Raw genomic sequence first — 21,066 nt, forward strand, 5'->3', positions numbered from 1 at the left:
TCGGAAAACACGAGCGGCATCGGCAACCCTAGAAGGATTGGCCAATGCCGGCGTAGATTCCGTAATCTGTGCCATCTTCGTACTTGTTTAGCGGCACGGCAAAATCAAGCCGCAGCGGGCCGAAAGGCGTTGCATATCGTATTCCGGCGCCGGCGCCGGCGCGGATATCGGAAAAACCCGGAAAGGTGCTGTCCGATACCGTGCCGACATCGACGAAGGGCACGATGCCGATCGTATCGGTGATCTTGATGCGGGCCTCCAGCGAACCGGTCACATAAGAGCGGCCGCCGGTGGCATCGCCATTGTCGTTATAAGGCGAGATTTCCTGATAGCTGTATCCGCGCACAGAACCGCCGCCGCCGGCAAAGAAGCGCTGGGTGGCGGGAATGTCCCCAATGCTATCGCCGCCGATCAGGACGCCGGCGGCAACCTTGCCGGCAAGCACCAGGCCGTCTTCCTGGCCGAACGGCAAATAGCCGGAAATCGAGCCCTCGAATGCCGCATAGGGCGTGGCGTTGAAGATTTCGTAGCCAGGCTTTGCCGAGAATGTCGCGCGATAGCCCTCTGTCGGGTTGAACTTGTCGTCGCGTGCATCGCGATCATATTTGATCGGCAAGGCAAAAGTCAGATAGTCGTTCGTGCCGAAGGCGTCGTCGTCGCGCTCCCAGCTGACCTCGCCGCTCGCCGAGACGGTGTCCCGGTCGGTCAGCTCGTAGGAAAGGCCGAGCGAGGCGGTGACGAGCGTCGCGTTATAGGCATCCGGATTTTCGGTCTTGGCGACGATGCCGGCCTTCAGGGTGGCGGCAGGAAAGAAGGCGCCGGGCTTGGTGAAGAGGATGCCGGCGGAATAGTCGAGGCTGCCGACATCCGTCGTTTCGCCAAGCCTGGAGACCGATCCCTCGATCCTCAGCGTTTCGGCTTCGCCGAACAGGTTGCGGTGGCCCCAATAACCCTGAACACCGAAGCCGTCGGTGGTGGAATATTGCGCGCCGACGCCGAAGTAGCGCCTTTTGCCCTCGGAAACCTCGATCGTCATCGGCAAGGTGCCGTCAGGCGCCAATGCATCCCCTTGGTGGATGGTGACGCTCGAAAAGACGCCGAGGGCGCGAAGGCGCTCGCCGGCTTTCTTCAGTGCTTCCGGGGAATAGGCTTCGCCCTTGTTCAGCCGGGAATAACGCTGGATGAAAGTCGGCTTGACGGTCTTTTCGCCGGTGACGCCCACATCGCCGATCGGGGCGACGGGACCGCCCTCGGCAGCAAGGACGATATCGACGGTATCGCTGTTGTGATCGGCGACGACCTTGCGTTCGGTCAACTTGGCAAACGGCCGACCTTCGCTCTTCAATTGTTCGACAATCTTGTCGCCGGCCTTGATGATGGCGAGCGAGCCGGCCTCAGCGCCCGGGGCGAGATCGTAATCGGCGGGATTATGGTTTGCGGCATCGCCGCCGAACTGAACTTCCTGACCTTGAAAACCGGGCCGGGAGCAATGTCGACGGTGACGCGGATCGGGCCGGACCGGTCGAATGTCGGATTGGGTGGCAGGTCGTCGATATTCTTGCCGTCGATGGTGATCGTCACCAGGCCGCCATAACGGGCCTTTTCATAGAGAGTGGCGATCAGGCGCTCTCGGTCGTCGCGCGCCTTGACGACGATGCCGAGATCGCCGGACACCGGCTGCTTCTGGTCGCTGACGAGACGGGAACTGTTTTCCAGCGCTTCTTTCAGGTCGGGATCGGCGGTATCGGCTTTAAGGTCGACGTGGTAGCGCACCGGATCGGGCACCTGTTCGCCTTCGTCTTCTTCTTTGCCGAAAATGGTGATGCCGAAAAGCTTGAAGGCGTAAGCGTCGCCGATCAGGACCGGTGAGAACGCAGCTGCCGCTGCGACCACCATCATGGTGCCTGTTCGCCGATACGCAGTACTTGTTTTCGGACCTGTCCCTCTAATCCGCATCCGCCGCTTTTGGTTACGCCTATGATGAAGCTTCGTTGCCCAGCCGTGAACAGCTTAGCGATAAAATCGCGCGGGGTGTACCATTTTAAATTGCCAACGCACTAATTTAGCACAAAAAATCCCGGACGTGTGTCCGGGATTTCCTGGATTTAGCGATTTCAGGGTGCTCTCAGCGAGGGCAACTATCGATGTAGCGGCGACCGTAGCGGTCGCGATAGTAGCACTGGCCGGGCTGTTCGGCGACGCTGCCGATGAGGGCGCCGGACACGCCGCCGATCGCGGCGCCGACTGCCGCGCCACGAACATTGCCGGTGACTGCACCGCCGATGACGGCGCCTGATGCAGCGCCGATGCCGGCGCCCTGCTGCGTCGGCGTGCAGCTTGCAATCGACAGGCCGACCAATGCGAGTATGACAGCTTTCTTCATCTTTTCTCTCCGAGGTTGTTGCCCAGCGGGCAAAGGCCGTCCCTTCTATTTTTTTGTCAGGCTAGACCGAAAACTATGTCGGAAGAAAGGGTTGTCCATCCGGTGTGCTGATTTTTTTGCGATCGGGCCGGGTCGCCTTTTGCACGGTGCGCAAGCTCCCCTGCCTTCTGCGGCATCAATTTCGTTGATCGCGGCGCGCATATTTTTTATCTGGAATCATTCAAAAATCTGGGCCTTTTGCCGCAGTTGATGTTAAAGCAAAGGGTAAGCATTGACGCGCGGACGTCCAGTCATCAAGAACATCCGCGCGATACTGGAGCACATGATGGATTTCGAAGCGTTTTTCAAAGACGAGCTGGACGGGCTTCATAGCGAAGGCCGTTACCGCGTTTTTGCCGATCTCGAACGTCACCGCGGCAATTTCCCGCGCGCGACGCGTCACACCGCGGATGGCCAAAAGGAGGTCACGGTCTGGTGCTCCAACGACTATCTCGGCATGGGCCAGCATCCGAAGGTGATCGAGGCGATGAAGAACGCCATCGACCACTGTGGCGCGGGTGCGGGAGGCACCCGGAATATTTCTGGCACCAACCACCATCACGTCATGCTCGAGCGTGAGCTTGCCGATCTGCACGGCAAGGAAGCCGCGCTGATCTTCACGTCGGGCTATGTCTCCAACTGGGCAGCGCTCGGCACGCTCGGCGCCAAGATCCCCGGCCTGATCATCTTCTCCGACGCATTGAACCATGCCTCGATGATCGAGGGCATCCGCTACGCCAAGTGCGACAAGGTGATCTGGAAGCACAATGACGTGGCCGATCTCGAAGCCAAGCTCAAGGCCGCCGATCCGAAGGCGCCGAAGCTGATCGCCTTCGAGAGCGTCTATTCGATGGATGGCGATATCGCCCCGATCAAGGAAATCTGCGACCTCGCCGACACATACGGGGCGATGACCTATCTCGACGAAGTGCATGGCGTCGGCATGTACGGCCCGCGCGGCGGCGGCATTGCCGAGCGCGACGGGCTGATGGACCGGCTGACCGTGATCGAGGGCACGCTCGGCAAGGCGTTTGGGGTGATGGGCGGCTATATCGCCGCGTCGACGGCGCTTTGCGATTTCATCCGCTCGTTTGCGTCGGGCTTCATCTTCACCACGGCGCTGCCGCCGGCGCTGGCCGCCGGTGCCGTCGCCTCGATCCAGCACCTGAAGATCAGCCAGTTCGAGCGCGCCCGCCATCAGGACCGTGTCCGCAAGCTGCGGGCGCTGCTCGACCAGCGCGGCATTCCGCATATGCCCAATCCGAGCCATATCGTGCCGGTGCTGGTCGGCGATGCGGCCAAGTGCAAGTGGATCTCCGACCTGCTGCTCGACAATTGCGGCGTTTACGTCCAGCCGATCAACTATCCCACCGTGCCGAAGAAGACCGAACGGCTGCGCATCACGCCGACACCGCTGCATTCCGACGCCGATATCGCCCATCTGGTCGAGGCGCTGCATTCGCTTTGGTCGCGCTGCGCGCTCGCAAGGCACGTCGCCTGATTTTTCGATGATCGCTCGGTTCGAACCGTAATTCAGGGCCTCCACTGGAGGCTCTGACAGCGATCGGTCTTGCTCCCGCAAGGCGCTGCTGCAAACCTCCCTTACCCGCCCAAGATCATCCGCTCTGTGCTTGGTCTCAACACCGATGACACATCGCAATCGGCCTGATCGATGCGCGTCGAACTCTCCCTGTGCTTGCCCTTCCCGCAAACTGCATTGCCGATCCGGCCTTTGTGCCGCATGAGAAAACCTTTTCTCACTTGACATAAGGTTTGGTAAAAGCTTTTCTCAGATCACTTCAGAAGGAGGACGTTCTGAACATATCGGGAGGAAAAAGAGGCAGGATCACCATCCACGAGGTGGCGGCGGCTGCCGCGGTGAGCATCTCCACGGCGTCGAAAGCTCTCAACGATACCGGCCGGATGGGCTCGGAAACGCGCGAACGGGTGAAACGGATTGCCGCGGAAATTGGATACCGGCCGAATGCGCTGGCCAGAGGTCTTCTCAGCAAGCGCAGCTTCACCATCGGACTGCTGACGAATGATACTTACGGCCGTTTCACGCTGCCTGTCATGGCAGGCATTTCGGACGCACTCGTCGATCACGGTGTTTCGGTCTTCCTGTGCGCGATCGAAGACGATCCGGCGCTCGCCCAGATCCATGTCGACGCGATGCTGGACAAGCAGGTCGATGGGATCATCGCAACCGGCAAGCGGCTGGACAGGCGCCTGCCTGTCGACCTGTCGAATTTGCATGTGCCTGTCGTCTACGCCTTCACGGAGGGGACGCAGAACAGTGTTACTTTTCGTTCGGACGACGAGCAGGGTGCGAGGCTCGCCGTCGAGTGGCTCGCGAACATCGGGCGGCGGCGGATTGCCCATATCACCGGGCCGGAAGAGTTCTTCTCGGTGCGGGAGCGTGCCGGCGCCTATCACGAGGTGGCAGGTCACCGCGAACCGGTGCTCTACGGCGTCTGGTCGGAAAGCTGGGGCCATGAGGCAGTCGAGCAGCTTTGGAAGAGACCCGGAGAAAAACCGGATGCGCTCTTCTGCGGCAATGATCAGATCGCCCGAGGTGCTGTGGATGCGTTGCGCGAGCGCGGCGTCAAGGTGCCGCAGGACGTCTCGGTCGTCGGCTTCGACAATTGGGAGATTGTCGCGGCCCAGACGCGGCCGCCGTTGACGACGGTGGACATGGAACTGAAGGAGCTCGGGCGGCAAGCCGGATTGACGGTGCTTGCGCTTGCGGAAGGACGGCCTGTCGAACCGGGAGTGAGGAAATTGCCGTGCCGGCTGATCGTCCGGCAATCATGCGGGGGTAAAGCCCCCCGGGGATGAGAACACGTGAATGAGCAAAGGCGCGAGGAGATGCGCCATATCGGGAGGAGTGTCATGATCAAGCGTCTATTGGCGGCGACCAGCATCGCTACCTTATGTCTGGTGTCGGCCGCGTCAGCCGCCGAAAATGTCGAAATGTGGGTTCGCTCGGGGATCGGCGACGCCTTCAAGAAGGTCGTCGAAGCCTATAATTCCGGTCACGAGAACAAGGTCGTGATGACCGAAGTGCCGTTTTCCGAGCTCGTGCAGAAATATGCGACGGCAATCGCCGGCGGACAGGCGCCGGACGCGCTGTCGATGGATCTCATCTACAACCCCGCCTTTGCTGCGGCCGGCCAGCTGGAAGACCTGACGGACTGGGCGAAATCGCTGCCCTATTTCAACTCGCTGTCGCCCTCGCATGTGCGCCTCGGCACCTATCAGGGCCGGATCTACGGCCTGCCGCTGTCGGTCGAGACATCGGTCTTTGCCTGGAACAAGGATCTCTACAAGAAGGCGGGTCTCGACCCGGAAAAGGCGCCGGCCAACTGGGATGAAATCACCGCCAATGCCGAGAAGATCCGGGCCTTGGGTGACGATACCTACGGCTTTTATTTCTCCGGCGGCGGCTGCGGCGGCTGCATGATCTTCACCTTCACGCCGCTCACCTGGGGTGCCGGCGCCGATATCCTGTCGGCCGACAGCAAGACGGCAACGCTCGATACCCCTCAGATGCGCAAGGCCGTCGATATCTACCGCAACATGGTCAAGAAGGACTTGGTGCCGGCGGGTGCGGCCAGCGACACCGGCGCCAACTTCCTGACCTTTACCAACGGCAAGATCGGCCAGCAAAGCCTCGGCGCCTTTGCCATCGGCACGCTGGTGACCGAGCATCCCGATATCAACTTCGGCGTGACGCTCATCCCCGGCGTTGACGGCAAGCCTTCGTCCTTTGCCGGCGGCGACAACTTCGTCATCACCAAGGGCACGAAGAAGATCGACGCGGTGAAGGGCTTCCTCGAATATGTGTATTCGATGGACGGCCAGAAGATCATGGCGAAATACGGCAGCCTGCCGACGCGCGGCGATATCGCCGACAAGGTGCTTGAGGGCCTCGATCCGCGCATGCAGGTTGGCCTGAAGGCGATCAGCGTCGCCAAGACGCCCTATACGCTGCAATTCAACGACCTGATCAACAGCGCCAACGGGCCATGGGCAAGCTTCACCAATGCCGCGATCTTCGGCGACGATGTCGACGGCGCGTTTTCGAGCGCCCAGTCGGAAATGCAATCGATCATCGATAGCGGCCAGTAATCTCTCCCCGGCCGCGGCCGGGGAGCGGTGGCAGCTTCCCGGCCAATCCCACTCGACAGACGCGGAGCGTTTTGATGACCGGTTCCGGTTCAGAGACTCTATTGCCTCAGCGCAGGCGACGGCGCAGATCGAACTGGCGAGGTCTTGCCTATATCGCGCCGGCCATGGCGCTCGTCATCGTCTTCTTCATCATGCCGGTTCTCTTCACCGGATGGATGAGCCTTCACAACTGGCCGCTGATGGGGGCGTCGCGCTGGATCGGCTTCAACAATTATTTTCGCATGGCCAACGACACCCGCTTCATGGCGGCGCTGAATTTCACGGCCTACTACACCGTGATCGTCACCATCGCGATCTTCGCGATCGCCTTTCCGCTCGCCATCTTCGTCGAAAAGGAACGGCAGTTCGTCAGCGCCTATCGGACGATCATCTTCCTGCCCGTCGTGGTCGGTCTTGCCACCGCCTCCCTGCTCTGGGTCTGGCTCGCCAATGTCGATAGCGGCTTCATCGGGCCGGCCTTGAAGGCGCTCGGTCTTCTGGAAAAGAGCCCCAATCTGCTGGCGACTTTCGACACCGCCTTTCTGACGATCGTGGTGATGGTCGTCTGGAAGATCGCCGGCTTCACCATGATCATTCTTTTGACTGGGCTTCAGGCCATTCCGTCCGAGCTGACGGAGGCCGCCCGCATCGACGGCGCCGGGCGCTGGCAGCGTTTCCGGCATCTGACGCTGCCGCTGATGCGCAAGACGATCGCCCTGGCGCTGATCGTCTCCGTCACCGGTTCGATCCTCGCCTTCGACCAGTTCTACATCATGACGTCAGGCGGACCGCAGAACAAAATGATCTCGGTGGTCTATTACATCTTCAATCAGTCCTTCGTGTCGTTCAACCTCGGCTACGGCGCAGCGCTGTCGATCGTGCTTCTCGCCATCCTGGTGGCGATCAGCATCGTGCAGCTCTGGCTGCTTCGCGTCGGGGAGGAGCGTCCATGACCACCTCAAGGGAACGCCGCGCGCGCAAGGCCATCCGTGCGAAATCGGTCTATCATCTGACCGGCATTGCCATATCGATCTTCTTCCTCGCCCCCTTCGTGATCACGCTATTGTCGTCCTTCCGGCATGGCACGGAGGCTAGCCTGCCGCCCCTGCCGCCGTGGCCGACCTCCGGCGTCAGCATCGATTCCTATGCTCTGCTCGATACGTTCGGCGCCGGCATCTGGCGGCACATGATCAATTCTCTGTTCGTTTCGGTCGCCACCGTGGTGCTCACCGTCGCCGTCAGCCTGCTCGCCGGCTACGGTTTCTCGCGGTATCGATTTCCGATGAAGAATGCGCTCTTCGTGCTGATCATCGCGACGCTGATGATCCCGTTCCAGTCGATCCTGACGCCGCTCTTCATCATCCTGGCAAAGCTCGGCCTCAACAATTCGCTGATTGGGCTGACGCTCGTTTATGTGACGCTGCAACTGCCCTTCTCGGTCTTCATGATGCGCAACGCCTTCGACGCCGTGCCGAAGGAGATCGAAGAGGCCGCACGCATCGACGGCGCGCGCGACCTCAGGCTTCTGGTCCGGGTTCTTCTGCCGCTGGTCCTTCCCGGCGTCGCGACGGTCGCGATCTTTGCCTTCCTCAATGCCTGGAACGAGTTTCTCGCAGCACTCGTGCTGCTCTCCAGCAATGAGAAATACACCCTGCCAGTGCTGATGACGGCGGTTCGCGCCGGACGGCTCGGCGCCATCAACTGGGGAGCGGTCCAGGCCGGTGTCGTCGTCATGACGATTCCTTGCCTGATCGTCTTCCTGCTCCTGCAACGCTATTACATGCGCGGGCTGATGGCCGGCGCGGTGAAATGATCTTAGAGAAAGTGGAGCCCATGACCAAACCAAGCAACGACCGCCAGTTTCGTCCCGTCGCCGTTCCCGATGTGGAACTCGGCGGCTTCTGGGGCAAATGGCAGGACGCCGTCTGCAATTCCACCGCCGAGACCTTGCTCGACCGCTGTGTCGAGGCCGGCATGCTCAAGGCGATCGACGTCGATCAGCCGAGCCCCGGGGTCGTCATTCCCATTCAGCCATGGGGCGGGACGACCCAGATGTTCTGGGATTCCGACCTCGGCAAGTCGATCGAGACGATCGCCTATTCGCTTTATCGCCGGCCGAACCCGAAGCTCGAGGCGCGGGCCGACGAGATCATCGACATGTATGAGAAGCTGCAGGATGAGGACGGCTATCTGAACGCCTGGTTCCAGCGCGTGCAACCGAACCGGCGCTGGACCAACCTGCGCGACCATCATGAGCTCTATTGCGCCGGCCATCTGATCGAAGCCGCGGTCGCCTATTACCAGGCGACCGGCAAACGCAAGCTGCTCGACATCATGAGCCGCTATGCCGATTACATGATCAAGATTTTCGGGCACGGCGAGGGCCAGATCCCCGGCTACTGCGGCCATGAGGAAGTCGAGCTCGCGCTGGTCAAGCTCGCCCGCGTGACGGGAGAAAAGAAATATCTCGAGCTATCGAAATCCTTCATCGACGAACGCGGCACCGAACCGCATTTCTTCACCGCCGAGGCAAGTCGCGACGGCCGCGATGTCTCCGAATACCACCAGAAGACCTATGAATATGCGCAGGCACACCAGCCGGTGCGCGCGCAGACAAAGGTCGTCGGCCACGCCGTGCGCGCCATGTATCTCTATTCGGGCATGGCCGACATTGCCACCGAATACCAGGACGACAGTCTGACGGCAGCGCTGGAAACGCTCTGGGACGATCTGACGACCAAGCAGATGTACATCACCGGCGGCATCGGGCCGGCGGCGTCCAACGAAGGCTTTACCGATTATTTCGATCTGCCGAACGATACCGCCTATGCGGAGACCTGCGCCTCGGTCGGCCTGGTGTTCTGGGCAAGCCGCATGCTCGGCCGCGGGCCGGATCGGCGCTATGCCGACATCATGGAGCAGGCGCTTTACAACGGCGCGCTGCCGGGGCTTTCGACGGACGGCAAGACCTTCTTCTATGACAATCCGCTTGAAAGTGCCGGCAAGCACCATCGGTGGAAATGGCACCATTGCCCTTGCTGCCCGCCCAACATCGCCCGGCTGGTGACCTCGATCGGCTCCTACATGTACGCCGTTTCGGATAACGAGATCGCCGTGCACCTCTATGGCGAGAGCACCGCCCGGCTGAAGCTTGCTAACGGTGCCGAGGTCGAACTCGAGCAGACCACCAACTATCCGTGGGACGGTGCGGTCGCCTTTACCACCAGGCTGGAGAAGCCGGCGCGGTTTGCGCTGTCGCTGCGCATTCCGGACTGGGCCGAAGGCGCAACCCTCAGCGTCAACGGAGAGATGCTCGATCTCAACGCCAATATGCGGGACGGATATGCCAGGATCGATCGTGACTGGGCGGCGGGCGATCGTGTCGCCCTCTACCTGCCGCTGGCGCTTCGGCCGCAATATGCCAATCCGAAGGTGCGCCAGGACGCCGGCCGGGTCGCATTGATGCGCGGGCCGCTGGTCTATTGTCTGGAAACCACGGACAATGGCGAAGACCTCAATGCCATCGTCCTGCCGCGTGAGCTCTCCACAGCCGAAACCGTCGTGCTGAAGGATCTCAACGATGCCGTCGCCCTCGATCTCAAGGTCGAGCGCGAGGAAACATCGAACTGGGGAACAGCGCTCTACCGCAAGGCGCCGGCCGAAAGGCAGGTCGCCACCGCGCGTTTCGTGCCCTATCATCTCTGGGACAACCGCGCACCCGGAGAGATGCTCGTCTGGGTCCAGTCGGACAGATAGGTCTTTTTGGGGATGACGAACGGTGTGGCTAACAAGAGCGTCGTGCTCCAGGACGTGCGAAAAAGCTATGGCAATCTGCAGGTGGTCCACGGCATCGACCTGACGATCGCGGAGGGCGAATTCGTCGTCTTCGTCGGCCCTTCCGGCTGCGGAAAATCGACGCTTCTGCGCATGATCGCCGGCCTGGAAGACGTGACCGACGGGGAGGTCGAGATCAAGGGGCGTGTTGTCACCGATCTCGATCCATCCGAGCGCGGCATCGCCATGGTCTTCCAGTCCTACGCGCTCTATCCGCATATGAGCGTGCGCGACAACCTGGCCTTCGGCTTGAAGATGGCGCGCACCAGTGCCGCCGAGATAGAGACGCGCGTCAAGGCCGCTTCCGCCATCCTGAAGATCGACCATCTTCTCGACCGGCGGCCGGGACAGCTTTCCGGCGGCCAGCGGCAGCGTGTGGCGATCGGCCGGGCGATCGTGCGCAAGCCCGATGTCTTCCTGTTCGACGAACCGCTGTCCAATCTCGATGCGGAACTGCGCGTTTCGATGCGCATCGAGATCGCCCGCCTCCATCGTGAACTCGGCAATACGATGATCTATGTCACGCACGATCAGACGGAGGCGATGACGCTCGCCGACAAGATCGTCGTGCTGCGCGACGGCCGCGTCGAACAGGCCGGAACGCCGCGGGAAATCTATGAGAATCCCTCGAATACCTTCGTGGCGGGCTTCATCGGCTCGCCGAGGATGAACCTGCTGAATGCCCGTTGGGGTGAGGGAGGCATGGTCGAAGTCGCCGGCCGGCAGATCGAAAGCGGCCTGCCGCCGGCAGACAGGCCGGTTGGCGGCGCGGTGACGCTCGGCCTGCGGCCGGAGCATCTGAGGGTGGCCTCCGATCTATCGGGCAGCCTGACGGCCAGGGTCGATTTTTCGGAATATCTCGGCGGAACGCAATATCTCTATTGCCAGCTTGCCGATGGCCAGTCACTCACCGTCGAGCATCGCTCGCCGATCAGCATCGCGGCAGGCGAGCAGGTGAGCCTGCTGTTTGAACCGTCGGATTGCCGGTTGTTCGACGAGGGCGGCAACCGGTTGCGGTAATGGCGCCGGTCGCGATCACAGGCGGGCGACCACTCGATGATCGGCCGTCCGAACTTCACTCGGCGATCGCGAGTGTCATCAGCTCCGCCGCCCTTTGCCGGGCTTCCCTGTCGGCGGCGAAGACATCGTCCATGCCGGCAGCCGGCGGCAGGCCGGCCAGATCGTCCATGACCCTTTCGGTGACCTCGGCCATGGCGAGGAAGGAGAGCCGCCCTTCGATGAAGGCTTCGAGCGCCACTTCCTTGGCGCCGTTCAGCACCGCGCCCTGAACGCCGCCGCGCCTCATCGCCAGGCGTGCGAGCCGCAGCGCCGGAAACCGCGTCTCATCCGGCGCCTCGAAATCCAGCCTGGCGAGCTTGGCGAAATCCAGCCGCTCGACGGGTAGGTTCGGCCGGCGCGGAAAGGACAGGGCATAACCGATGGCAGTGCGCATATCCGGCGCGCCAAGCTGCGCCAGAACCGACCCATCGGTATAGCCGACCATGGAGTGGATGATCGATTGCGGATGGAAGATGACCTCGATCTGTTCGGGTCTGAGACCGAAAAGGTGCCGGGCTTCGATCATCTCCAGCGCCTTGTTGAACATCGAGGCGCTGTCGATCGAGATCTTCAATCCCATCGACCAGTTCGGGTGGGCACGTGCGGTTTCCACCGTCACGTCCGCCATGTCACGCAGCGAGGCGGTGCGGAAGGGGCCACCCGACGCCGTCAGGATGACCCGCTCGACGGCGTGGCGCTGGTTCTCTTCCAGCACCTGGAAAATCGCGTTGTGTTCGCTGTCGACCGGAAGCAGCCTGCCGCCGCCCGCCCGGATCGCTGCGATGAAGAGATCGCCGGCCGATACCAGGCATTCCTTGTTGGCAAGGGCGATATCGGCGCCGCGGCGGGCGGCCGCAAGGGTCGGCGCCAAGCCCGCGGTGCCGACGATTGCCGCCATCACCCAGTCGGCTTCGCGGTCGGCGGCTTCCATCAGCCCGGATTTTCCCGAAGCGACCGCGATGCCGCTGCCGGAAAGTTCGCTCTTCAGTGATTCGTAATGGCGGTCGTTTGCCGTGACCGCCAGCCGCGCGCCGGAGGATTTCGCCTGCCGGGCCAGCAATTCGACATTGCCGTTGCCGGTCAGCACGGAGATTTCGAAGTTCTCCCGTCCGCCCAGGTGATCGACGACATTGAGTGTATTCTGGCCGATCGAACCCGTCGAACCGAAGATGCTGAGGCGCCGCGGCGCGCTTTTGCCGGTTATCATGTGGTATTTCGCGAAAATTTCTCTCGTAGGCTCAGGCTCTACTAGGCTTTGGAGGGGGCGGCAAGTGTGCGGTGCAGCAGATTTCAACCCGCGAGGGGTTTACAGAGCGGCGGTTGGATGTGATCCTTACAACAATCCTCATGGGGATTGGGAGGTTCCGCCGCGGCCGTTCACGGTCGCATGCGCAATCGGGACGCTGCGGCGTCCATTGAAGAACAGGCACGCGGTGCCACAGGCCTTCCGGCCAAAATCAAATCGAGGTTGAAACCGGGATTGGCGGCTTGGCCGCAATCCCCATCGCGTTCGCTGCGAGCGCCTTCATATGTGCTGTCGCGTCGGTTCGGCGCTAGAGCCCTGTGTCAGGTCAAAACGATCGGATTTCATGAAGATACTTAAAACAGCATGCATTCTTTTCGCCATCCTATCCTCGCTCACCGCCGCAGCCAGGGCGGACGACCTGGTGATCTGGTCGCCGGCCAAGCTTTCGGACCGGTCCTACAAGGCGACGATGGGTTTTCGCCTGCCGGCGGAATGGGAAACGAGCGCCGGCGCCGACATCGCGCTGGCCTCGACCAAAGGCGGGGCGCTGCTGCCCGATTCCGAACAAGCAATGCTTTGGGGCCGGATCACCAGGACGAGCGTTACCCCGGCAGGCCAGTCACAGCAGGGTGCCAGCGTCAGCGTCGATACGCTGCGCGGCAGTGGCGCGCTGACGCTTAGCCGCTCGCGCAGCTGGATTCTCTCCGATTCACTCGACATGCAATCGAGCCGGTCCATCAGTGTCCAGTATGACGCGGTCGAAGCCCGGCAGGCTTCGGTGACGGCATCGCAGGCGCTGAAGCTGATCCATCCCTGGACGGGAACCTCGCTTTCGGCAGGGACAGGCGTCAGCAATGCCAGCGGCGACTTCTCGAGCACGGTGGGGGTCAGCCAGACCATCCTGCCGAATCTCAATCTCGATGCCTCGCTCAGCAATCCGTTTTCGGGGGGTGAGGCGGGCAGCGTCAATCTCCGCTATCGCGTGCAGTGGTAGCGGTGCTGAACCAAACTCCGCCGATCAGCGTTTCCTCCGCAGGTTTTCACGGAGGAACGGATCATGGTTTTCAAGGAGCAGACATTTCACGGGCTCGAACCCGAGATGGAAGCGGAAATCGCCAATCGTGCATCGGTCGAGGCAGCCGTTGCCAATGCGCTGGCGATCGCCGGCGGTATCGATGCATCTGATGTCGAGGTGACGATGGAGAACGATCAGATCGTGCTCACCGGTACCGTCGGCACGGTCGGCGAGATCGAACGGGCGACCGCGGTCGCCACGGCCGTCGAGGGTGTGCATGCGGTGCAGAACCGTATCCTGCTCGGCGGATCCTTGATCGATGGCACGCATTAACGAGATGGCGGGCCGCTCCCAGACCCTGCCAGACGAGGACTATTTCCACGTCGTCGCCTATCAGCCGGCGCTGAGCTGATCAACCGGCGAAGCGCTCGATGAGGAAGGACGAGCCGGCCAGACGATCCGTCTTCTGCATGGCGCCCGACCCTTGTGGGTGGTAGGCGATGGCAAGCAGCACGGCGCTGACAGCGACATAAGCGATGGCCAAAAGAATCATCTTGATACGCATGATGAGTACTCCTGTTTTCGCAATAAACGCGGCTGATATGGTGAAGTTCCTCATCGGCGCGATCAGGGCGCGATCAGTTGAAAAGCCTGGCTGGGGAGGATCAGCCGGGCTTTTCCTGTATGGATTGCCTTATCGGCAGATTCGGGTTTCCTTGACGATCGTGTGACCGTGGCGGCGGATCTTTTCCACCTTGGTGAAGCACTCCTCGGAGATGTGGCGCGGCCTCAGGTGATGGCGGTAATAGGGTCGGTCCGAATGGCGATAATAGGGACGCGCATCATCCGTGGTGATGGTCACACTTGCCGCCTGGGACGGCATTGCGGAAAAGACGGACGCAGCAGCGAGCGTGCAGGCAAGGATAATCTGTTTCATGACGAGCCTCTCTTTCTGAGTTTGTCATGAGATCAACTCGCCGGAAGCGCTGTCGGTTCAATCACATAGAGTTACCGATTGTGTCGAAGGCAGAAACCTTTAGGGCCGCGGATCGTTAGCGCAAGGGGACAGCCAGAGGCATCGATCATGGGACTGATTGCAAGGATCATCGCCATTGTGGCCGGGCTTGCCAGCGGCACGATTTTTTCGCAGGCGCCGGAATTTGCGCAGCAATACCGCCAGCGGATCGGCGGGGCGATCGATGAATTGCGGGTCATCGTCGAGGATTTCAATGCCCAGGCAGCCGAACACCATCTCGATCGCCAGCAGGCGCTGAATGCCTATGCGCAATCATCCGACGATTTCCTGCGCGACCGCGGTGTCTCGATGCAGAGCACGATCATGCGTTACGAAACGCTGCTGTCGCAGCAACTCCACCTCGGCATCGCCGCACCCGTCGCCAGGCCTTTCATCCTGCTGCGGGACGCGGACGACGTTGTTTTCGCCAATACCTGGCGCGACTTCGTACCCGGCGTGCCGGTCAGCTTTGCCGGCCTTGTCTGGGGTGCGATTGGTTTTGTCGGGGGCTGGGCCGTCGCGGCTCTGCTGGGATTGGGTGCGCGGCGGGTCACGAGGACACGGCGAGTCCATCGTCAGGTGCGGTGAACCAATCGGTGGCGAACGCGGCCTCGAACGTGATGATAAGATCAGCCAAGCTTTGCGCTGAAATGCCTCCCGCCAAACTTCGGCGGGGGCATCGATATTGATCGGAAGCGGTTCGTGCAGTCGCCTTTCCGGTGATCAGGCCAGAGAGCCTTGTTACGTGGACGCTGCCGCTTCCTTGATGATGCCACCTGAAAGCAAACGCCAAATGCCGAATGCCACGACGCCCATCGCGAGGAAGATCACAAAGATCAGGAAGTTGTAGTAGATCATCGCCGCCAGCGCGATGAGGGCGAGCCCGAGGGCAATGGCTGGCACCACGGGATAACCCCAGGCCCTGAAGGGGCGGGCGAGTTCAAGTTCGGCCTGACGCAGCTTGAACAGCGACGCCATCGAGACGATGTACATGATGATCGCGCCGAACACCGACATGGTGACAATATTGGCGGTCAGCGGCAAACCGCCGATCTGGATCAGGCTGTCGGAAAAGATGGCTGCGATGCCGACGGCGCCACCTGCAAGGACTGCGAGATAAGGCGTGCGGAATTTCGGATGGATTTTTGCAAGGACTTCCGGGAGGTAGCCGGCGCGGCCCAGCGCAAAAATCTGCCTGGAATAGCCCATGATGATGCCGTGAAAGGAAGCAATCAGGCCGAACAGGCCGATCCAGACCAGCATATGCAGCCAACCCGAGGATTCGCCCACCACTGCCTTCATCGCCTGCGGTAGCGGATCGTTGATGTTGGACAGCGTGCGCCAGTCGCCGACGCCACCGGCGAAGATCATGGTGCCGAAGGCGAGGAAGACGAGTGTCAGAATACCCGCAATATAGGCAATGGGAACGGTTCGGGTGGGGTTCTTGGTCTCCTCAGCCGCCATCGCCGCGCCTTCGATCGCCAGGAAAAACCAGATGGCAAATGGAATGGCGGCAAAGATGCCTCCAATGGCACCGACCGAGAATTCAGGGGCGCCAGCCCAGCCATTGGCCGCGAAATTGGCAAAAGAGAAGCCCGGCGCGACGACACCCATAAAGATCAGCAGTTCGGCAATCGCCAGAATGGTGATGAAGAGTTCGAAGGTTGCCGCGATGGTAACTCCGACGATATTGAGCGCCATGAAAATGATATAGGCGCCGACAGCCGCCACTTTCGGATCGAGCCCCGGGAACTGCACATTGAGATAGGCGCCGATGGCCAGCGCGATGGCCGGAGGGGCGAAGACGAATTCAACCAATGTCGCAAAGCCCGCAACGAAACCGCCGAGCGGGCCGAAAGCCCTGAGCGCATAGGCAAAAGGGCCGCCGGCATGCGGAATGGCCGTCGTCAATTCCGTGAAGGAAAAGATAAAGGTGGTGTACATCACGGCGATCAGGATCGTGGTGATCAAGAAGCCGAGTGTGCCGGCAGCCGCCCAGCCATAGCTCCAGCCGAAATATTCGCCCGAGATGACGAGGCCGACGGCAAGTCCCCATAAATGCAGCCCGGTCAGGCTTTTGGCGAGTGTCGGTTGAGGATTTGACATGATTGTTCCCCTTTTTTGTAGATTGAACTTTATGGTTCTTGGTGTGGCAGCGCTTCTATTACGCCTTCGGCATTTTCCTTGAGATCGACACCGGTCAGCTGCAGGCGAAGCGCCTCCCGGACGATCCAAACGATCTTGTCCGCTGCGACCTCGTAGCTGAGCCCGTCGGCATGAATATTCGAAATGCAGTTGCGCTCACTGTCGCGCCGTCCCGATTGCGGGCGGAACGTGATGTAGGCACCGAGGCTGTCAGGCACGCTTAATCCCGGCCTCTCGCCGATCAGCACGATGGCAACTTCCGCGCCAAACGCCGCCGCGGCCTCATCACCAAATGCCACCCGCGCCTGCTCGCCCAATATCACCGGGGCGACGCTGAAGGCCCCGAGACGCTTCATGCATGCCTTAAACAGCGGCACCGCATGGTGCTCAACCGCCGAGGCCGAAAGTCCGTCTGCGATGATGAAGGCGATGTCATAACGATCGCCTGGGCCCGGCAGATCGGCTGCATGGGTCTGACGGCCGAGATCCGGACGCGCCAGATAGATCGTACGGTCTTTGGCGCGAGACCGAATCCGGACCGTCGGCACGGGAGCAAGCTGCTTGGCAAGGGCGACAAAATCCACCTGCCCATGCACGGCATCCCGCGCCCGGGCATGGGCAAGCTGAAAGTCGAGAATTGCCGATGTCGGCAAGGCGTCGCCCGCCCTGCCAAGCCCGATCCGGGCGCGTGTGGCGTTGCGGAACCGCGCAAACGGATCTCGTTCGAAGGGAGTCATGCCGATGCCTTATAGCTCAGGAGATTGCGGGAGAAGGCGCCCGAGGCGCTGGCCGGTGCAAGGCGACCCGTGTGATCAAGCATGCCCATGCGATGGAGCCATGCTTCGAATTCCGGGGCGGGCGGACGATTGAACTGGTGCCTGAGGCCGACAATATCGTGGTAGGAAAGGCTCTGATAATTGAGCATGACGTCATCGGCGCCGGGCACCGCGATGAGAAAACTGACGCCCGCGACAGTCAGCAGCACCATCAGGTTGTCCATATCGTCCTGGTCGGCTTCGGCATGGTTGGTGTAGCAGACGTCGACCCCCATCGGCACACCAAGCAGTTTGCCGCAGAAATGATCTTCGAGCCCGGCGCGGATAATTTGCTTGGCGTCGAAAAGATATTCGGGGCCAATGAAGCCGACCACCGTATTGACGAGCAACGGATTGAGTTCACGTGCAACGGCATAGGCCCGCGCCTCGACCGTCTGTTCGTCGACACCATGATGGGCGTCGGCCGAGAGCGCGCTGCCCTGGCCGGTCTCCAGATACATGACATTGTTTCCGACCGTGCCGCGCTTCATGGAAAGGGCTGCCTGCCGACCTTCCCTGAGGACGGCGAGATCGACGCCGAAACCCTTGTTGGCGGCTTCCGAGCCGGCGATTGACTGGAACACCAGATCGAGCGGCGCTCCAGCCTCGATCGCCTTGATCGAGGTGGTGACATGGGTCAACACGCAGGATTGGGTCGGGATCTCGAACCGTTCGCGCAGGCGGTCGAAAAGTACCATCAATCGTGTGCAGGCCTCGAGATTGTCGGTCGCCGGGTTGATGCCGATCACCGCATCGCCGATCCCATAGAGAAGTCCGTCGAGCGTCGAGCCGGCGACGCCTTCAGGATCGTCGGTGGGATGATTCGGCTGAAGACGGCTCGACAGTCGGCCGTGCAGACCGATCGTGGAACGAAAGGCCGTGACCACCCTGCACTTGCCGGCGACGGTGATCAGATCATGGTTGCGCATGATCTTGGAGACCGCCGCGACCATTTCGGGGGTGAGGCCCGGCGCAATGGCAAGCAGTTTCTCGGAGGTCGCGTCATAAGAGAGAAGCCAATCGCGAAACTCACCGACCGTCATGTGAGAGACCGACGCGAATGCCATCCAATCATGGCGGTCGACGATCAGCCGACTGACCTCGTCGGTCTCGTATGGGATGACGAGGTCTTCCAGGAAAGTTTTGAGAGGCATATCCGCGAGCAGGTAGCGGGCGGCCACCCGCCGCTCGTTGCTTGACGCAGCGATCCCGGCCAGCACGTCACCGGATTTCAGCGGCGAAGCGCAAGCCAACACCGATTTCAGATCCTGAAAGACATGGCGTTCGCGTCCTAGAACGATCGAATATGTTGTCATCTGCTCCTGGCCGTCGACCGGCCTATTCCAAATGTCCGAGAACTCATCCACCTTCCGGTTGTGAGCATTCGCGGGTTTCCGCCGAGTATGCTCGGCTCCACGCCTAGCAACGCAAGAAGCGTGCCATTCTTCATAGGCTGGAATGCCGGGGCAGCCGTGCCAAGGACCTCGCATGGCTCGACCATGCCGGCCTACGCTGCGCGTCCATCGCAGAGATCATTTTCAACTAGGGATAGATGATCAGTCGGAGCGGTTTATCCACTTTGCGACGGCATGCTCCGATATGCGCACATTTGCGTCGAGCGCACACTGATCGCGAAAATATTCGTTGACCGTTCCTGATCTAGTGTTTCTGGCCGCCGGCCTTTTTCGGTGGGGCAGTCTGTGCTGAGACGCAGTCGTCAACTTTGAGCGAACTGACCGTGGATCGCCCCCGATGTTGAAAAACTAGCCAGTCGAACGAACCCAATTGACCGCCAATTTCTTCGGCCCAAGAGCTCGGGTCGTGCGGCCTCAGCGCGACACTTGGCCTCGCTGCTAACAGTTAAAGCCGGTTTCTCGTGACATCGTTATTGCGTTCTTGCATGTCTGCAGGAACGTGCGTTCTGTCGAGGGAGATAGGCATCTGATTGACTGGTGATCCCGGCGCGATTCGAACGCGCGACCCCCAGATTAGGAATCTGGTGCTCTATCCTGCTGAGCTACGGGACCACTTGAGTGCCATGCATACAAAAGGCTTGGCGGGAAGCCAAGCCTTAATTGTTGCTAGAGGCCGAGGCGCTGTTCGGCAAGGCGGACCCAGTAGGAGACGCCGTGGGCGATGGCTTCGTCATTGAAGTCGTAGGCCGGGTTGTGGAGGCCGGCGCTGTCGCCGTTGCCGATGAAGATGAAGGCGCCGGGGCGGGCGTTCAGCATATAGGAGAAGTCCTCGCCGCCCATCATCGGATCGATCTCGGCATTGACGTTGCCTTCGCCGGCGATGGCGCTGGCGGTGGCCACAGCATGCCCGGTCTCATCGGGGTGGTTGACGGTGACGGGATAGTTGCGGTGGAAGCTGATCTCGGCCTCGGCGCCGTGGGCTGCGACCAGGCCTTCGATGATCTGACGGAACCTCGTCTCGGCGAGCGTGCGCACCTCGGGGTCGAGGGTGCGGACCGTACCGGCGAAGGTCGCGTCGTTCGGAATGACGTTATGGGCGAAGCCGGCATTGAATTTGGTCACCGAGACGACGACCGAGCGCAGCGGATCGGCAGTGCGCGAGGCGATCATCTGCAGGTTGGCGATGATCTGGGCGCCGATGGCGATCGGGTCGATCGTCTTGTGCGGCTGGGCGGCGTGACCGCCGCGGCCCTTGACGGTGACGGTGAATTCGTCGGTCGCCGCCATGATCGCGCCCTTGCGGGTGGCGAACTGGCCGACCGGCAGGCCCGGCAGATTGTGCATGCCGTAGACCTCTTCGATGTCGAAGCGCTCCATCATGCCGTCCTTGACCATCAGATTGCCGCCGCCGCCGCCTTCTTCGGCGGGCTGGAAGATAACGGCGACATTGCCGTTGAAGTTGCGGGTTTCGGCCAGGTATTTCGCGGCGCCGAGCAGCATGGCGGTGTGGCCGTCATGGCCGCAGGCATGCATCTTGCCCGGCGTCTTCGAAGCCCAGGGCTTGCCTGATATTTCGGTGAGCGGCAGGGCGTCCATGTCGGCGCGCAGGCCGACCGTACGGGAGCCTTTGCCCTTGCCCTTGATCAGGCCGACGACGCCGGTGCGGCCGATACCGGTGACGATCTCGTCGACGCCGAATTCCTTGAGTTTTTCGGCGACGAAGGCGGCTGTATTTTCCACCGCGAAGAGGAGCTCGGGCCGGGCGTGGATGTGGCGACGCCATTCGGCGACTTCGTCCTGCAGTTCCGCGGCTCTGTTCAAAATCGGCATATCGGCGTTCCTGTTATGAAATCTCGACAATCTTTCATCGCATCACAAGGGTGTGAGGCTGTGGAAATTACTTAGTCAATGACCTTTGCCATGTCATAGC

The 21,066-nt window shown here is 61.1% G+C and carries 18 protein-coding genes, 1 tRNA gene and 1 pseudogene; 10 read left to right on the forward strand and 10 right to left on the reverse strand.

Annotated elements, in window-relative coordinates; translation table 11 throughout:
• Positions 1–28: 28 nt before the first annotated feature.
• Both ACS4RR_RS04140 and ACS4RR_RS04145 read right to left on the reverse strand, forming a co-directional pair.
• Positions 29–1,956 (reverse strand): annotated as a pseudogene (locus tag ACS4RR_RS04140) (autotransporter assembly complex protein TamA).
• 169 nt (positions 1,957–2,125) lie between these two features.
• Entirely contained in the window at positions 2,126–2,383 is a 258-nt protein-coding gene (locus ACS4RR_RS04145; RefSeq protein ID WP_017966299.1) for a YMGG-like glycine zipper-containing protein, read from the reverse strand.
• 325 nt (positions 2,384–2,708) lie between these two features.
• On the opposite strand from ACS4RR_RS04145, the gene hemA reads away from it, so the two are divergent.
• From hemA to ACS4RR_RS04180, 7 genes are all read left to right on the forward strand, one after another.
• On the forward strand, positions 2,709–3,923 hold the full coding sequence (gene hemA / locus ACS4RR_RS04150) for a 5-aminolevulinate synthase (RefSeq protein ID WP_260111079.1): 1,215 nt from the start codon (positions 2,709–2,711) through the stop codon (positions 3,921–3,923).
• 359 nt (positions 3,924–4,282) lie between these two features.
• The gene (locus ACS4RR_RS04155; RefSeq protein WP_456190120.1) at positions 4,283–5,260 is read left to right on the forward strand and encodes a LacI family DNA-binding transcriptional regulator; all 978 of its coding nucleotides are present in this window, start codon (positions 4,283–4,285) and stop codon (positions 5,258–5,260) included.
• A 54-nt stretch (positions 5,261–5,314) separates the two neighbouring features.
• Positions 5,315–6,553 carry an ABC transporter substrate-binding protein gene (locus ACS4RR_RS04160; protein ID WP_162116829.1) on the forward strand — a complete coding sequence of 413 codons (1,239 nt, stop codon included), beginning with the start codon at positions 5,315–5,317 and terminating at the stop codon, positions 6,551–6,553.
• Between the two features lie 74 nt (positions 6,554–6,627).
• Entirely contained in the window at positions 6,628–7,545 is a 918-nt protein-coding gene (locus tag ACS4RR_RS04165) for a carbohydrate ABC transporter permease (protein ID WP_162116828.1), read from the forward strand.
• Positions 7,542–8,405, forward strand: a complete 864-nt coding sequence (locus ACS4RR_RS04170) for a carbohydrate ABC transporter permease (RefSeq protein ID WP_222387017.1) — start codon at positions 7,542–7,544, stop codon at positions 8,403–8,405. The genes ACS4RR_RS04165 and ACS4RR_RS04170 overlap by 4 nt, the downstream gene beginning before the upstream one ends.
• Positions 8,406–8,425: 20 nt before the next feature.
• Positions 8,426–10,348 carry a glycoside hydrolase family 127 protein gene (locus ACS4RR_RS04175; RefSeq protein WP_456189731.1) on the forward strand — a complete coding sequence of 641 codons (1,923 nt, stop codon included), beginning with the start codon at positions 8,426–8,428 and terminating at the stop codon, positions 10,346–10,348.
• Positions 10,349–10,360: 12 nt separating this feature from the next.
• The gene (locus tag ACS4RR_RS04180; protein ID WP_260109596.1) at positions 10,361–11,446 is read left to right on the forward strand and encodes an ABC transporter ATP-binding protein; all 1,086 of its coding nucleotides are present in this window, start codon (positions 10,361–10,363) and stop codon (positions 11,444–11,446) included.
• A gap of 55 nt (positions 11,447–11,501) precedes the next feature.
• On the opposite strand, the gene dxr is transcribed toward ACS4RR_RS04180, so the two are convergent.
• On the reverse strand, positions 11,502–12,692 hold the full coding sequence (gene dxr, locus ACS4RR_RS04185) for a 1-deoxy-D-xylulose-5-phosphate reductoisomerase (RefSeq protein ID WP_260109595.1): 1,191 nt from the start codon (positions 12,690–12,692) through the stop codon (positions 11,502–11,504).
• 382 nt (positions 12,693–13,074) lie between these two features.
• On the opposite strand from dxr, the gene ACS4RR_RS04190 reads away from it, so the two are divergent.
• Both ACS4RR_RS04190 and ACS4RR_RS04195 read left to right on the forward strand, forming a co-directional pair.
• Positions 13,075–13,725, forward strand: coding sequence for a hypothetical protein (locus tag ACS4RR_RS04190; protein ID WP_260109594.1), 651 nt, complete (start codon positions 13,075–13,077; stop codon positions 13,723–13,725).
• A 63-nt stretch (positions 13,726–13,788) separates the two neighbouring features.
• Positions 13,789–14,079 carry a BON domain-containing protein gene (locus ACS4RR_RS04195; RefSeq protein WP_260109593.1) on the forward strand — a complete coding sequence of 97 codons (291 nt, stop codon included), beginning with the start codon at positions 13,789–13,791 and terminating at the stop codon, positions 14,077–14,079.
• A gap of 79 nt (positions 14,080–14,158) precedes the next feature.
• On the opposite strand, the gene ACS4RR_RS04200 is transcribed toward ACS4RR_RS04195, so the two are convergent.
• Together ACS4RR_RS04200 and ACS4RR_RS04205 are read right to left on the reverse strand one after the other, a co-directional pair.
• On the reverse strand, positions 14,159–14,311 hold the full coding sequence (locus tag ACS4RR_RS04200; RefSeq protein WP_260109592.1) for a hypothetical protein: 153 nt from the start codon (positions 14,309–14,311) through the stop codon (positions 14,159–14,161).
• Positions 14,312–14,440: 129 nt separating this feature from the next.
• Positions 14,441–14,683, reverse strand: coding sequence for a hypothetical protein (locus ACS4RR_RS04205; RefSeq protein WP_260109591.1), 243 nt, complete (start codon positions 14,681–14,683; stop codon positions 14,441–14,443).
• 147 nt (positions 14,684–14,830) lie between these two features.
• On the opposite strand from ACS4RR_RS04205, the gene ACS4RR_RS04210 reads away from it, so the two are divergent.
• Positions 14,831–15,349: a DUF2937 family protein gene (locus ACS4RR_RS04210; protein ID WP_456189732.1), complete on the forward strand. Its 519-nt coding sequence runs from the start codon at positions 14,831–14,833 to the stop codon at positions 15,347–15,349.
• A 153-nt stretch (positions 15,350–15,502) separates the two neighbouring features.
• Here the strand turns inward: ACS4RR_RS04210 and eat are convergent, their stop codons facing one another.
• The 5 genes from eat to ACS4RR_RS04235 all read right to left on the reverse strand — a co-directional run bounded on the left by eat (position 15,503) and on the right by ACS4RR_RS04235 (position 20,966).
• Complete coding sequence (eat, locus tag ACS4RR_RS04215) at positions 15,503–16,867, reverse strand: ethanolamine permease (protein ID WP_456189733.1); 1,365 nt, start codon at positions 16,865–16,867, stop codon at positions 15,503–15,505.
• 29 nt (positions 16,868–16,896) lie between these two features.
• Complete coding sequence (eutC, locus tag ACS4RR_RS04220; RefSeq protein ID WP_456189734.1) at positions 16,897–17,643, reverse strand: ethanolamine ammonia-lyase subunit EutC; 747 nt, start codon at positions 17,641–17,643, stop codon at positions 16,897–16,899.
• Positions 17,640–19,088, reverse strand: a complete 1,449-nt coding sequence (locus ACS4RR_RS04225; protein WP_456189735.1) for an ethanolamine ammonia-lyase subunit EutB — start codon at positions 19,086–19,088, stop codon at positions 17,640–17,642. Before ACS4RR_RS04225 ends, eutC begins: the two co-directional genes overlap by 4 nt.
• Before the next feature lie 583 nt (positions 19,089–19,671).
• Positions 19,672–19,748: transfer RNA gene (locus ACS4RR_RS04230), tRNA-Arg, on the reverse strand.
• 54 nt (positions 19,749–19,802) lie between these two features.
• Complete coding sequence (locus ACS4RR_RS04235; protein WP_456189736.1) at positions 19,803–20,966, reverse strand: M20 aminoacylase family protein; 1,164 nt, start codon at positions 20,964–20,966, stop codon at positions 19,803–19,805.
• Positions 20,967–21,066 lie beyond the last annotated feature (100 nt).

Source organism: Rhizobium zaerense (assembly GCF_051810725.1).
Taxonomy (GTDB): Bacteria; Pseudomonadota; Alphaproteobacteria; order Rhizobiales; family Rhizobiaceae; genus Rhizobium; species Rhizobium leguminosarum_I.

What these genes read in the sequence shown, in the direction of transcription:
- hemA (WP_260111079.1), top strand. Translation starts at nt 2,709, where the DNA reads ATGGATTTCGAAGCGTTTTTCAAAGACGAGCTGGACGGGCTTCATAGC.
- ACS4RR_RS04145 (WP_017966299.1), bottom strand. Translation starts at nt 2,383, where the DNA reads ATGAAGAAAGCTGTCATACTCGCATTGGTCGGCCTGTCGATTGCAAGC.
- ACS4RR_RS04205 (WP_260109591.1), bottom strand. Translation starts at nt 14,683, where the DNA reads ATGAAACAGATTATCCTTGCCTGCACGCTCGCTGCTGCGTCCGTCTTT.
- ACS4RR_RS04165 (WP_162116828.1), top strand. Translation starts at nt 6,628, where the DNA reads ATGACCGGTTCCGGTTCAGAGACTCTATTGCCTCAGCGCAGGCGACGG.
- ACS4RR_RS04200 (WP_260109592.1), bottom strand. Translation starts at nt 14,311, where the DNA reads ATGCGTATCAAGATGATTCTTTTGGCCATCGCTTATGTCGCTGTCAGC.
- ACS4RR_RS04180 (WP_260109596.1), top strand. Translation starts at nt 10,361, where the DNA reads ATGACGAACGGTGTGGCTAACAAGAGCGTCGTGCTCCAGGACGTGCGA.
- dxr (WP_260109595.1), bottom strand. Translation starts at nt 12,692, where the DNA reads ATGATAACCGGCAAAAGCGCGCCGCGGCGCCTCAGCATCTTCGGTTCG.
- eat (WP_456189733.1), bottom strand. Translation starts at nt 16,867, where the DNA reads ATGTCAAATCCTCAACCGACACTCGCCAAAAGCCTGACCGGGCTGCAT.
- ACS4RR_RS04210 (WP_456189732.1), top strand. Translation starts at nt 14,831, where the DNA reads ATGGGACTGATTGCAAGGATCATCGCCATTGTGGCCGGGCTTGCCAGC.
- ACS4RR_RS04170 (WP_222387017.1), top strand. Translation starts at nt 7,542, where the DNA reads ATGACCACCTCAAGGGAACGCCGCGCGCGCAAGGCCATCCGTGCGAAA.
- ACS4RR_RS04195 (WP_260109593.1), top strand. Translation starts at nt 13,789, where the DNA reads ATGGTTTTCAAGGAGCAGACATTTCACGGGCTCGAACCCGAGATGGAA.
- ACS4RR_RS04175 (WP_456189731.1), top strand. Translation starts at nt 8,426, where the DNA reads ATGACCAAACCAAGCAACGACCGCCAGTTTCGTCCCGTCGCCGTTCCC.
- ACS4RR_RS04190 (WP_260109594.1), top strand. Translation starts at nt 13,075, where the DNA reads ATGAAGATACTTAAAACAGCATGCATTCTTTTCGCCATCCTATCCTCG.
- ACS4RR_RS04235 (WP_456189736.1), bottom strand. Translation starts at nt 20,966, where the DNA reads ATGCCGATTTTGAACAGAGCCGCGGAACTGCAGGACGAAGTCGCCGAA.
- ACS4RR_RS04160 (WP_162116829.1), top strand. Translation starts at nt 5,315, where the DNA reads ATGATCAAGCGTCTATTGGCGGCGACCAGCATCGCTACCTTATGTCTG.
- eutC (WP_456189734.1), bottom strand. Translation starts at nt 17,643, where the DNA reads ATGACTCCCTTCGAACGAGATCCGTTTGCGCGGTTCCGCAACGCCACA.